The sequence below is a fragment of the Sunxiuqinia sp. genome, assembly GCF_055140945.1.
This window is the reverse complement of record NZ_JBSQYS010000003.1, coordinates 119138-133431: the sequence shown is the minus strand read 5'-3', so window position 1 is coordinate 133431 and position 14294 is coordinate 119138. Positions and strand designations below refer to the sequence as shown.

General features: G+C 43.7%; 7 protein-coding genes. All 7 read right to left on the bottom strand.

Features of this window, described 5'->3' with window-relative positions; all coding sequences use genetic code 11:
- Positions 1 to 8 precede the first annotated feature (8 nt).
- Complete coding sequence (locus ACTB00_RS02090) at positions 9 to 2336, bottom strand: DUF5703 domain-containing protein (protein ID WP_463298295.1); 2328 nt, start codon at positions 2334 to 2336, stop codon at positions 9 to 11.
- Positions 2337 to 2432: 96 nt separating this feature from the next.
- Positions 2433 to 3632, bottom strand: a complete 1200-nt coding sequence (locus ACTB00_RS02085; protein ID WP_463298294.1) for a sialate O-acetylesterase — start codon at positions 3630 to 3632, stop codon at positions 2433 to 2435.
- Entirely contained in the window at positions 3632 to 3868 is a 237-nt protein-coding gene (locus tag ACTB00_RS02080; RefSeq protein WP_463298293.1) for a hypothetical protein, read from the bottom strand. The genes ACTB00_RS02085 and ACTB00_RS02080 overlap by 1 nt, the downstream gene beginning before the upstream one ends.
- Positions 3865 to 7359 carry a glycosyl hydrolase gene (locus ACTB00_RS02075; RefSeq protein ID WP_463298292.1) on the bottom strand — a complete coding sequence of 1165 codons (3495 nt, stop codon included), beginning with the start codon at positions 7357 to 7359 and terminating at the stop codon, positions 3865 to 3867. The genes ACTB00_RS02080 and ACTB00_RS02075 overlap by 4 nt, the downstream gene beginning before the upstream one ends.
- Positions 7360 to 7379: 20 nt before the next feature.
- Positions 7380 to 10673: a glycoside hydrolase family 2 TIM barrel-domain containing protein gene (locus tag ACTB00_RS02070; protein ID WP_463298291.1), complete on the bottom strand. Its 3294-nt coding sequence runs from the start codon at positions 10671 to 10673 to the stop codon at positions 7380 to 7382.
- An 86-nt stretch (positions 10674 to 10759) separates the two neighbouring features.
- A complete protein-coding gene (locus tag ACTB00_RS02065) occupies positions 10760 to 11836 on the bottom strand; it encodes a mandelate racemase/muconate lactonizing enzyme family protein (protein WP_463298290.1) in 1077 nt (358 codons plus the stop codon).
- A 16-nt stretch (positions 11837 to 11852) separates the two neighbouring features.
- Entirely contained in the window at positions 11853 to 14282 is a 2430-nt protein-coding gene (galB, locus tag ACTB00_RS02060) for a beta-galactosidase GalB (protein ID WP_463298289.1), read from the bottom strand.
- Between the last annotated feature and the right edge of the window lie 12 nt (positions 14283 to 14294).

Sequence of the window (14294 nt, the reverse complement as noted above, 5' to 3'; positions counted from 1 at the left end):
TCAATTAGTTATTTATTGGTTTCGTAGCAATTAACGACATCTGCAGTTCTGCTTTCAGGAAAAACTTTTAGCGATTCAATTTCTCCCTTTTTCAAAACGACTTCTATTGTTGTTTGATCCGGAGCATGCAGTTTGAAATGCACATCCCATTCTTTGGGCCATGCAGGAAATAAGTAGATTTTATCATCCACGGTTTGCATCAGCATTTCCTGAACACCAATCATGCCCGATCCGCCCCAATTGTGGTCGGGAACCCAATCGAATCCGGGCCCCCAGAAAGCAGGAAATCGCCTGCCGGAATCTTTCATTTTCGCAACACACAAATCTGCCGCGTCATCAGTCAATCCCATTCGAGCAGCAAAAATCACGTCTTGCTTCCATCCTACATGACTGCGGAATTTGATCGCATCAGGATCATATTTCCACGTGTTGATGGCAACTTCCAGATTGGGTTTGCCAACGCCATACATACCCCACGGATAAACCGGATATAATTGCGGAACTTCGGTATTATTCACCCGCTCCCACAACTTAGCCGGAGCAATAGTTTGATGGCCTTCATGCTCCGTAAAACTGATTGGAGGAATCCGATTCAGCATCGCCTTCCATCTTTCACGATCAATTTGGTCATCATATTTATTGGGCAATGCAATCAAACGTTCCAGCACTATTTTCAAAGCGGCAACAGTGGTTGTCGAATTATAAGCCATTTTATACGTTTCGCAGGCCGACCCGGGATAAAGTACCAGATGACCACTTCCATCGAGTGTTTGACGCCCGCGCTGCATCGCCAAATATTGGTAGTGCTCGTCAAAAAACGTCAGACAACTCTTGATCAAAGGCAGATATTCTGAGATGTCATTTCCATTATATCGAGCGGTCTCCAATATCATAAAACAAAATTCGAGCGAGGTATCGTACTGATATTCCAGCCAGGCATTGTATTGTCGTCCTTTCGGATAATCTTCAGGTCGATCCCAGTTATACTCGCTACCATTTGGCAGGCCAAAATTTTCTATTTGCTCGGTAAAACAAGCGCCATTGTGTCCCCAATAAAACTGGCTTCGCAAGGCCGCATTGTGCAGTAACCTCTTATAGAAATCGAACTGCGGTTTCATCAGCTCAAAATCGCCACTCTTAAGCATGGGGAAATACACCAGTCGTTGATTTTGGGCTGTAAAAGTTCCACCGCCCCAATTTCGAAAGTCGGGTGTAAAAGCACGTGTAGAGTCTGTAAAAACAGGATCGACGGTAAAAAGTCCGCCATTAAATTTTGTGGGATAATTGCCATAAGCATTGCACCCAAGCATATAACGAAACAACTGATAGTTTCGCCCGACCTGCCAAACCGTATCTGCTTCATCGGCATCACCTGAATTGACAAACACAAAACTTCGTTCCCAAAACTGCTGCCACCAGGCCGTTGTATTTTCAAAAGCAGTCTTCCGGTTATCACGAGCCTCCTTTTGCAATTGATCTATTTTCGAGCGCCATTCGCTGCGACTATCAGCAGTAGTCAGAAAAATTTCAATTTCATGCGACTTTGACGGTCGTTTGCTTTCCAAAACCCAGGATTTGAAATTCGTATTCTGATACCTTCCATTTTCATTCCCCGCAGCAATCATGTTCTCGCCAGTCATAAATCCGCCAAAAGTCAACCCGGCGATTGGATTATAAAGCGAATCTTTAACAGCTTCCATTCCTTGCTGTTTCACCGTCACATCAAAAACAGTCTCCGAATTATTCTGATGCATAAACTGCACGCCTCCATCTGAAAAGAGGATTTGATCAGCATAGGTTTTCAACCCTTCAGGGTTTACCCATTTGTAGGAATTTTGAAAATTCTCCAATTTCCGAAGAAAGCGATTCTGATACCGCCAACTTTCGTAATGAGCTTGTGCGTTGACTTTTTGAGAGGCATTAACCTCAACATGAACAACAGGCCGAAAGACATCAACCCAAATTGTCACGTCGGCTGCTACATCTCCTTTTTTAGCACTCAACGAAACATAGCCATCTTTCAAATGAAGTTCTTGTTTAAACACGCCTCCATCAAACGGATTGGGGGTCAATTTCAATCTGACCCGGCCAAGTTTCAAGAATGTATTATTCTCATCAAACGTACCACTTTTAGATAGGTAAAACAGCACATCGCCATCTTCCGACCACACATTCAACCCAATATCTCCACCTCCACACGGCATCGATTCAGAGGCATTTTCACTTGGTGTATTCCAAACCGCATTGTATTGCTTCAATTGACTTGGCTGAGCACTCACGCTTAACATTGCCAAAACACAACTTGTGATTATCAGTATTGAAAAGTAGGTCTTCATAGTTCAGATCGTTTTTTAATAACGGTGAAAAGATAAGATTATTGAATCATGGAATTTTCATTATTCACATTTTCTCACGCTTTCATTTTCTCACCGTCACCAGTCGTCGGTTCTGAATGAAGAAACAGGCAATCCATCAGTTCCATATAGTGTTCCTACAATAAAATCTTTAAAAGCATAGCGCACAGCAACCGGATTTTCAACTCGTGGAGAAGACACAATCACCGATTTTGTACGCAAAAAGACGTCGGCGGGATAAAACACTTTATTTTCTCCGGCAATTTCAAAACCAGTAAGCTCTTTGCCGAAGGTAGTCAACCCATTTGCTACATCTTTAAACGAAACAACAACCTGACTGCCTTTTACTTCGAAAGCATCATAAGCCGGGCTTTTGTAGCTAAAATCGGGTAAATCGTATGTTTCTCCCAAGGCCCATAAAGCAAGTCGTTCACCGCCTTCTTGTTTATGCATGGGGTGAATACTAGTCTCTTCGCCCACATCCATCAACACTGCCATTCCACTGTTGGGAATTTTATCCAATGCTTTTCGCTGGGCATCGCGCAAATAAGCCGAATTGTATTTCTCTTTGGCATCTTCGGAACTATAAAAAACCGAATAATCGAAAGGAGCGATCTGTGCGTAATAGAAAGGAAAATCGCCAATTCCCCATAATTCACGCCACTCGTTTACCATTGTTGGAAAGAGCTCCTCATAACGATCTGGTTCCTGATAGTTTGTTTCACCCTGATACCAAATACATCCTTTCATTCCATAGCCAATTACCGGATTCAGCATACCATTAAAAAGTACGGTCGGAGTGCGGTTGGGAACCGGAATAGTATCTCCGGGCGCAGGCACTTTGTTACCTTCAAATGCCACTGATGTTTCGGGGCTCATCCAAGCCTGAACACAGGAGCCGCCGTAGCTCACTTCAATTAATCCAACAGGCACATCCAGCATTTCATTGAGCAGCCGTCCGAAATAATAGCCTGTAGCACTAAAATTACGAATTGCTGCGGCATCGGCCACTTTCCATTTCGCTTCAAAATTTTCCTGAGCAACAGTTTGTGAACTACGTGGCACGGTGATTACACGAATATTCTCGTTATTTGATTTCAGAATATCCATATTGGAACCAAGCACCGGCTGCCCGCGAAAACCTTTCATGGGCATTTCCATATTCGACTGCCCCGAACACAACCAAACCTCGCCAATCAGAACATTCTCGATGGTTAATGCTTCACCATCACTAACGGTAATTTCATAAGGTCCTCCCGCTGCGGGTGTTTCCACCATCAACTTAAATTTACCATCCTTTGCCGCTTTTGCGGTATAGGATTTATCGTTCCACGAGTCGTTACGCTTACTTCCGATCGGGCATCAGCCCATCCCCAAATAGCAACTTCGGACTGCCGCTGCAACACCATGTGATCAGCAAATAAAGCGGACATTTTCACTTTGGCTTGCACTGAACTAAAAATGGCAACACAAGCAAAAAACAGGAGTAAGAGTTTACATGTAATTTTATTCATTTTGAAAATTTTGATATTGTATTTTTCCATTTTGACTGACTAATTTTTACCGGTCCAAACAAGCCGGCCGGCAGCAATGGACGGCCCTCCAATCGATAGGGAGCAGTTGTCCAGCTTACCCGTTCCTCTTCGGGCAAATCATGGTCACCAATCAGGCGATTTGCCCACGTGTTGGTCACTTCAATTTGCAAAATATTTTCGCCTTGCTTTAATGCATCATCAATCTGCAAACGAAATGGTGGAGTCCAGCTTACTCCAACATTTTTGCCGTTCAACTTCACTTCAGCGATGTTCGCAAAGTCTCCTAATTCAATCCAATAACTGGAATTCTCATCAATACTTCCTCCAAATTGAAAAACCTTGGAATAAGTTGCCGTGCCTGAATAATAGCGAATCCGGTTATCCTGATTTTTACTCCAATCGGTTAACCTTGAAAATGCGACTGTTTTTTCAGGGCCGCCAAAAGCCGGATCAAAATTCACCTGCCAAAAACCATCAATCGTTTCAATGGTTTCCGGTTCAATCCAGTTGTTACTACCTACCGTATTTTCTGAAGATATTCCTCCTTTAAAAACCACAAACAATGACTCATTTGGATTGAATTTATAGGTCACTTTTGTACGACCATTTTCATTCACCCAATTATTAACGTCAACTGTATCTCCAGTAACCGGATTAAAAATATTCGGTATTTTATTTTGAATGCGGAACGACAATTCCAGCACTCTTTTTTCGTCCAGCTGATTCGCAATGAAATAAATATCCTCATCGCCTTCAGTTCGGTGGTTCCAGGCCATCATTTTTGCGGCTTTATCTGCATGGCCAAAGGCTTGAAAATCCTTCTCAATTCCGACCAGATCAAACGAAGAAGCCCGATATGGTCCTTGTAAAATTCTCCCTTTGCCTTTTTCCCACATCTCAAATTGGCGCCCGTCCGCATCTGAAATCATTTTACGATCGCCACGAAACAGCTCTTCAATTATCGTTTTCAACTCCTCATCGTTCGACGATTCCGAAGTCACCCCAATTGTGCGGGTTGGCTTATCCATCATCAAAATAGTTGCTCCATCCTTGGCTAGTTGCAGTAACTTTTGTGCTACCTCAACACTCATTTGCTCACCACCGTGGGGAGCCATTTTACGATTACCCGGAATAACCAGCATTCCGTAATTTGCACCACCCGGCAACACAATCCGGCCATCTTCAACCTCCGCTAATCTCAATAAAGCGTCTTTATTGAAAGAATCATACGCGTAGCCATTCAGCGGATCAACCCATTCTTCAGGGTTCGCCATATTTTCTTGTGTGGTTACTCCCTGGGGACGCACCCATGTAGGAGTTCCTTCGTTTGCTAAACGGATTTGCTCAATCTCAACTCGTTCCTCACCCATAATTCCCGGCAAAATATCAACCAAACGATCCGGCAACAAAGCTCTTCTGGGAACTTCCTCTCCAGTAAACACGGCAATATCAACAACCGGGTTTCCTTTTTGCAACTGGCGTTGGCAATTAGTTAGGTAGGTGAAAAAAGCACGGCCGGGTTTCCACCAGGTTTGATCGCGTTGAAAGTACGTTCCAATCTTATCCAGAGTCATTCCGGGCTTTCGATCGAGCCAAGGATTATGCGCATAAACATGAGGAACAATCCGATTAATCCCCGCCGCAAAATTCCGATCAACAGTCGTTTTCATCATCCCCGGGTGCTCATCCCAGTCGAGTCGTATTTCAGTAAAACTTTCGGCCTGAATAATCTTTTTCCCATAAACATGGGCACCGGAAACAGCATCTAAAATATCGTTTGGCTTGTCGTGCGAAGGACTACGAAACCAGAACTCCCCCATCGGAATATCAACTTCTTTAAAGTGCAACATTCCATCGGTCACGCCCACCGGAGCAACACTTTCAGCTGCAAACAAACATCCTTTTGCATGAACTTCATCAACCAGCACCTTGTAAAAATTATCATTAAACAGTTCGGCAACCGTTTTCCGAACATCAGCCAAAACCCGTTCCGAAAAACCACTACTCTGAATGGCAACGCCAGCCATGAGAGGTAAACAGGTCGTAATATCGTAACCTCTGCGTTTTTTAAATTCATTCTGAAAAACCGGAGACCAATTCTGACTTCCACATTCCCAACTATCGATCAGAAAATTCTTCAATACTTTTGGCGCGAGTTCCGGCCCTATTTGTCGGAAAGCTTCACCAAACCAGTGATCAAAATGTAATCTCACCACTTCGGGATTAAACTTATCGCATTCCAAACCTTTTCCGGCACCGCCAACGTAGTTTTCATGACCGGTTGATGTGTGTCCCATCCGCAGGATCACCCATTTCCCATCAGGAACATTCCAATTCAAACGGCCATCAGCTTGTAGTGATTCGCTGATATTGATCAGTTGATCCTTTGGAATGCAGGCTGAAGCGGGTAATAGCCGATCGTCCGTTTTAGAGCTGATTCGCCAAATGCTTCCATTCTTTCCTTCAAACTGATGAATTTTAGCTTCTCCAGATAATTCCAGTCCTTTAATTCTGAGGGTTGGACTCCACTTGGCATCATCCAAATCCTCAGCACCCGGTTCAGAACCATCGGGATCATAAACAAAGCGAAAATAGCGAGCAGTTGCCGGCTCAATCGTTTGAGTGGCATCAGCATCTAAATCCAACCAACCAGCGCGCGGAGGTACCAAGCGGGTATGCCTTTTAAAATGAGTGCCGTCATTGCTCGTTTCAATAATCAAACGATTCGACTGGTAATTATTCCATCCGGTATTAATGACAACAGAACGACAGGTAAACGGCTCATCAAAAGCAAACTGAATCCAGCATGGTTCATCGGTTGAAAATTGGTTGTCATTGTTTTTTTCTGCCAAAAACTGAAGATCTTTCCCTTTTAAACTGGTGGTTACAACAGGGTGTAGATTATATGAACTCATCCCTGCCCCATCAACAGCCGGATAAGCAAACGTGGCTATATCTTCATAATAGCCTTCATACATTTCAGGTTGAGGCAACTTGTCATTAAAGATTTGCGAACCATCAACAACCGTATCAGCCCAAACGACTTTCTGCATCGACATTTCGGGTGTAATCCATGGACCACCGGCACAGGTGAAACCGTCAGTTCCGTTCATTCCTAATTCCAGACCCAAACGATCGGCCTCACTCATCGCATGTTTTATCATTCCCCACCATTCCGGAGATAAAGTCTCTACCGAAGGTTCAAATAAAGGGGGCTCAGTAACTCCGCGAATTGAAAATATATAAGCACCACCAAGTCCGGCACTTTTCATAGCTTCTAAGTCAGCCGTAATTCCTTCTTTCGAAATGGCTCCATGTATCCAGTGCCAAAAGACTAGTGATTTCGCATTTTCCGCTGCTGTTCGCTGCTCCAATATGGGTTTCTCCGTTGAAGAATAATTTGCACATCCCTGAAGCAGAATTGCGAGAATTGAAAAGATGACGACTTTATGAAGCTGTATGTTTTGCATATTTGATTTCAAAAGCTAGTTCAAAACTTAATTTTCCGGGCTGTTTGACTGAGTTTTTCAGCCTTTAGCTGCGTTGGCAACAAGTAAAAACTGTAAGCATATCGCTGAGCAGGTATTTGGTATTTCGCCAGTGGTGCCGCAACATCCGACCAGCTGTCGTTTCCTCCCACGCCCATTTGTATCAAATCAATATTGAGGGTAATAAAACCGGTATCTTTTAGTTCATTCGTGTGCTTGGCTTCGTTGATGTTTTGTTCGGTGTACGGCCACGCACTCATGCTTAGCAGACTATCGGCAACAACTAACAACCCATTGGATTGTCGATCGGATAAATACATCCAGCGAACATCGGTGCGGTTACCATTTTCCTGTGGCATCACGTAAGGTTCCATGAACAGCTCAATAGGCAACTGATAGATTTCCGCTGGAAAGCCTTGACGGCGATCGATGTAGTTTTCGTAAAGCCCGCGTCCGTACCAGGCAATCTGATCATAGCTTCTTTTAATTCCGCATTGCATGCCCACCTTTGGGAGATTAGGCAAACGATCAAGTGGCTTCAACAGGTAGTTCACCTTTACGACACCATCGCCATTAACCTGATAGTTCACGGTAACAGTTGCCTTACCATCAACAAGTGAGTAGATGGCTTCAATAGCGACCATACCCTCCGATTTTTTCTCGGCAGTTAACGATTTCAGGTCTGGGGTAGCTTCGTACCATTCTTTCAATTTCTCCTGCGGTTTCCATCCTCGTTCGTCATTATCGGTCAAAGGACGACTAAAGTTAGGAAGCAATGGATGATATATTTGCTCCACTTCTTTTAATTTGTATGAGGTGAGTGCTCCATTGGCTTTATCAATCAGCAACTGAAAATCATCTCCAAATACCGAAATTGACTGATCGTCTTGTTTCATCCGAACGGCGGAAAACTTCTTCGCCTTGGTTTGGGTTTGAGGGATGCCAGTCAATGCGAATTGGTTCGAAGCCACTTCAAACCCGGCTTGTGCCCATTCTGTTTTGTGTGAGAGTGAAAAATGAATATCCGCTAAATATTCCAGTCCGGCTTTAAATCTTGGTAAATAAGACGACAAGTCGATCAGCGTATCTTTGCCAGGAGCTAGATCAATGGTAGGTAGATCTACTGATTTAATAACGAGTCCATCTTCTCTTATTTTCAACTGAACATCATAAGCATCAGTTGATTTCACCGAGTTCCGATTCGTAACTTTAACCAATGCCTTTTCAGCGTCTACCAACTCACATTCAACAGGCTGATAAACGTGCTTGCACTCGTAAATGGCCGGTTTTGGTCGCCCGTTGGAAGCAACAATTCCATTGATGCAAAAATTGTTGTCGTTTAGCCGGGCACCAAAATCGCCTCCATAACCAAAAAATTGGTTGCCCAACGAATCTGTTTTCAATAATCCCTGATCTTTATAATCCCAGATACAACCGCCAATCATTCGTGGTTGAGAGCGAATTTGATCCCAAAATTCTTTCATATTACCCGTCGAGTTCCCCATTGAATGAGAATATTCGCACCAAAAAATCGGACGATTGTCTCCATTATCCTGATTAATTAAAAGCGGCCCGGTGTAAAGTGCCGGATACATGCGACTGATCATGTCAACGTAAGGTTCATCCAATGGTGTTTGAATACGGTGTGAATGATCTTTCGGATAATTGGGATCACCAAACGGGATGTAGCCCTCGGCATGCTGATCACCCATTGCCGGCTCGTAATGAATTGGGCGGGTAATATCAAAATCGCGTGCCCATGCCGCCATCGAAGCTGTAGCCGGGCCGCGGCCTGCTTCATTCCCAAGGCTCCAAAAAATGACGCTTGGGTGATTCTTATCTCGCTCAACCATTCGAACAACCCGCTGCATATGTGCATTCAGCCATTTCGGATCGTTGGCTAATTTTCCACCCAAACCGTGTGTTTCAAAATTGGCCTCGTCAATTACATAAAGTCCGTATTCATCGCACAAATCATATAAATACGGATCATTTGGATAATGGCTCGTCCGCACACAATTAAAGTTGAATTGCTTGATTTGTTCGATGTCTTTTTGAATATCTTCTCTTGTAAGTGCCTTTCCCTTCACCGGATCATGATCGTGCCGGTTGACTCCATACAAATAAGTGACCTTTCCGTTGATCAGCAACTTACTATCATCCTCAGCAAACTCAATTTCGCGAAAGCCAACTTTGCAACTTTTAGCTTCCAGCAAATTGCCATTATTATCTTTTAATGAAAGAACCAATGTATACAGATTTGGAACTTCAGCACTCCACTTCAGTGGATCTTCAACTTCAGTTTCCAGCATCCCAAACTTCACATTATCCAAGCGAGGATAGGCTTCTGTTAAAATCTCCTCAGCAGATTTTATTAGTGGTTGCTCAAGTACTTTATTGTTTTCAGGATCGTATAATTGCGCTTCGAGCTTGTAGCCTTCTACCGTGTCGCCGGTCAGGTTTTCCAAACGCGGACGGATGCTTAAAACCGCATCTTTATAATCCTCATCCAGATTGGTTTGATAATGAAAATCAGCGATTCGCAACTTAGGTTCGGCCAGCAATAACACTTCGCGCTGAATACCGCTTACATGCCAATGATCCTGATCCTCCAAATAAGCGCCGTCGCTCCATCGAATTACCTGAACCGACAGTCTGTTTTCACCTTCTTTTAAATAAGCCGAAATATTGAATTCGGAAGGGAGGAAGCTATCTTCGCCATAACCCAAAAATTGGCCGTTCACCCATACTTTGAAGGCCGAACTGACAGCGCCAAAGTGCAAGGTTACATTCATATCGTTCCAATCGTCAGGAACCGTAAATGTCCGTTGATACGAGCCGACTGCATTATAATCGTTCGGCACGTATGGCGGATTGACTGGACGAAAAGGATAAACCGAACTTTTGTAAACAGGTGCATCGTAACCTTTCAATTCCCAATTCGATGGCACATCTATTTTATCCCAACCCTCAACACGAGATTTGTAAAAATCGCTGGGCGCATCGGCTGGTTTTATAGCGAAATTGAAATCCCACTCCCCATTTAAATTGAGGTAACGGGAAGTTTGCTCCCGATCACCAACCACTGCTTCCGATGCAGTTTCAAAAGAATAGGACGTTGCACGAGCTAAATCTCTGTTTATCTCTGTAATCCGGGGATCTTCCCATGGTTTCGTGTTGTAAACATGCGGAACCGGAGGAATGGCTTCGGGCAATTTAATCAATCTTTGTGCGGAAGAATTTCCGGCGAAACTAAGAATTAAGCCAAACGCAAATATTGTAAATCGAATCATCATCAATAAGTTTTAAAAACCAAAAGCAAGAGTATCATCATCAACTAAAAATCTTGTCCATTGAGAATAACTCCTGTATTTTATCTATTTCAGTCAATTTCAGTCAAACATTCATCTTTAAAAGAAAATCCCCACCCCGGACGATCATGAGGTCGAGCCATGCCATTCTCGATAACCAATGGGTTATCAATTAATGGGTCGATCCAGTCAAATGACTCAGCTCCTGCACCGTTTGGTATGGTGCACAACAGGGGAATATCGTAATCTTTGTAATAATGCGGCAATACCGGAACGTTAAAGCTTCCAGCCAAGGCGGCGCTGTCGCGCCAAGATTCCACGCCGCCGAGCCGCAGGATATCCGGCTGCCAAATGTCGATTGCATTACGAACAAGCAATTCCCTGAGTGGAAGTGATGAATACTCACGCTCTCCCATGGCCAATGAAATACCCGCCTGATTCCTCAGCAATTGAAAACCTTGAAAATCGGTGTGGCTGATCGGTTCTTCAAACCAAGTAATTTGCAATTTCTGTGTAGCTTTTGCCAGTGATAAAGCCGAAGCAACATCCATCCCCTGATTGGCATCCATCATGATATCAATCTCATTTCCAACAGCTTCCCTCACTAGCCGAAGTCGCTCTAAATCCTGTCGCCAGTTAGCGCTTCCAACTTTAATTTTCACCGCTTTGAACCCACGATTTTTATAATCAGTTACTTCATCAATCAATTCATCAATCGTGTAAGAAAGCCAACCGCCACTTCCATAAATCGGTACTTCAGTTCTTGACGTCCCCAGCACTTTCCAAATGGGCTGACCCAGTTTTTTACACCACGCATCCCACATTGCCATATTGTATGCTGCCTGCGCCCAACGATTAACACCTTCCAAACCAAAATACTCATTGGCCTGATTGATCTTTTCGAAAACCTTAACCGTATTGAAAACATCTTCTCCAACAACTAATTGAGCAACATCTTGAAGTGCGCCTACAATGGCTTTCGGACTGTATTGAAAACTTAAAAGATATGACTCTCCAACTATTCCACTTTCAGTTTGAATTCGAAGAACAATGAATGAAATTTCGGTTAGCCTATGCGTTGCATCTGAAATAGGCTTCTCCAGCTGCGCCTTCGCTGAGAATAATTGATAGTCTTTAATTTTCGTCATCTTGATAAGTAATTTTCTAATTAGTCGTTTTAATCTCGATATTGGTCATTCCCAGTCCTTCACCCGAAGCAGAAACAGCTATTTCACCGGCATCTTCCGTTGCTTGCACAATCAGCAAACACATGCCATTAAAAGCTTTCCGATAGTTCGCTTTGAACGGTTCCAAGCTTGCCTGGTAACCATTATCAACTCCGGCATTAAACCCATTTCCATTTATTTCAAAATTGATCAGGTTATCAGCATCAGGAACCAAATTGCCATTTTCATCCAGCACTTTTACCGTGATAAATGATAAGTCGCTACCATCTGCCGAAATTGTATTCCGATCAGCAGTCAGTTCAATTTGACTAGGTTTTCCCGCAGTCTGAATTTCCTTTTCCATCACCTCTTCACCTTCTTTATAACTCACGGCTTTAATTCTACCGGGAGAAAAAGGAACACGCCACATCACATGAAATTGATCTTTCGGTTTGGATTTTCGCCCCTGGGATACGCCATTGACAAACAGCTCCACTTCATCGGCATTATTGTAATACGCCCACAGGTCGACCAACTGACCTTCTTCCCAATTCCAGTGTGGAAAAAGGTGAAGCATGGTTTTATCGGTCCATTCGCTTTGGTACATGTAATAAACATCCTTGGGGAAACCACATAAATCAATAATCCCCAAATAGCTGCTTCGTGCAGGATAAGGGTACGGCAATGGCTCACCAATATAGTCGAATCCCGACCAGATAAACATACCTGGAATGAACTCGTTGTTTTTAATCACAGCCCAGGTATCTTCATGAGTTGCTCCCCAATAAGCAATGGCATTATCGTACGAAGAGGCGGTGTAGTCGTCGTTCCCATCAAATGGCTGGTTATAGGCTGGCGGCCAAACTCGCACGCTGTCCGATGGCATATCGTAATGTCCACGGGTGGAAAGTGCCGACATATTTTCTGACGCCAGCATGCATTCGCCCGGATATTTTTCAGGAAAATCCAGGTAATCTTTATGCTTGTAATTAAAGCTCAAAAGATCTAAAGCACCTGATTTGTAAATGTTATTTTTCTCCGGGTCATTCTCGGTCAAAGCACTGGTCACCGGCCGGGTTGTATCCAATTCTTTCACGATAGCAGCCAGCTCTCGAGTAATGGTGATTCCGGTTGTATCAAACTGCTCAGGAATTTCGTTTCCAATGCTCCAGGCGATAATCGACGGGTGGTTGCGATCACGAAGAACCATGTCTTGCAAATCACGAACATGCCACTCATCCCAGTAAAGATGGTACCCTTTCTTTGCCTTGGTTTTCTTCCATTCATCAAATGACTCATTAATTACCAGAAAACCCATTTCATCGCACAGATCCAATAATTCAGGTGCCGGTGGATTATGCGCCATTCGAATGGCATTGCAACCCATTTCCTTCAAAATCTCAAGCTGACGCTCCATCGCACGAGTATTTGCAGCCGCTCCCAAAGCTCCTAAATCGTGGTGTTGATTCACGCCATAAATTTTAAGATGCTCACCGTTCAAAAAGGACCCTTTGTCGGGCGTAAATTCAAACGAGCGAATTCCAAATGGTGTTTCATAACGATCAACCAGCTCGTCCTGCCAGTAAATTTCAGTAATTGCATGGTAACGAGTTGGCGAATCAACCGACCAAAGTTTTGGATTGGGAACTTCAACTATTTGAGACAGTGCGGAAATGGAATCAATGGCTTCTATCTGGCTGGTAGATTTTACAAGCTCAACTCCTTCAGCATCGAAAATCGTAGTTTTCACCCGAATGGGCTGAGCTGAACTGGTTGTATTTCGAACTTTAAGATCAAGCTTAACTTGTGCCGATTCCGTATTGATTTCCGGCGTTGTAACAAAGGTTCCCCAATGAGCGATATGCACTGCTTGCTCGGGAACAAGCCACACATGCCGGTAAATACCCGACCCGGTGTACCAGCGCGATGCTGGCTGAGCCGAATTATCAACTTTTACAGCAAGTACGTTTTCTTCGCCTTTCGCATTTAAATAAGGCGTTAAATCATATCGAAAAGAAATGTATCCGAAAGGCCGCTTGCCAAGATAATGCCCATTGATCCACACTTCGCTATTGCGCATCACCCCATCGAAATCGATGTAGTAATTTTCAGCTTTTGACTCCGGATCAAGCTTGAATGTTTTGCGATACCAGGCAATGCCTGTTGGTAAAGCTCCACCTTCCGGGTTTGCAGGATTATCTTTGCTGAACTCGCCTTCAATGCTCCAATCGTGTGGTAAATTCAATGCCCGCCAATCCTGGTCATTATAATCAGATTGAAAAGCCAGCGAATCATCGCCTAATTGAAACTTCCAATCTTTATCAAAATTTTGACGCGATTCGGCCAAGTTATCAGAGCATGAAAAAAGTCCAATACTAATGGCCAAGCATGCGATAAGTTTTATGGTTGTTTTAAAATGGTTAGTCATCGTTAATTGTTA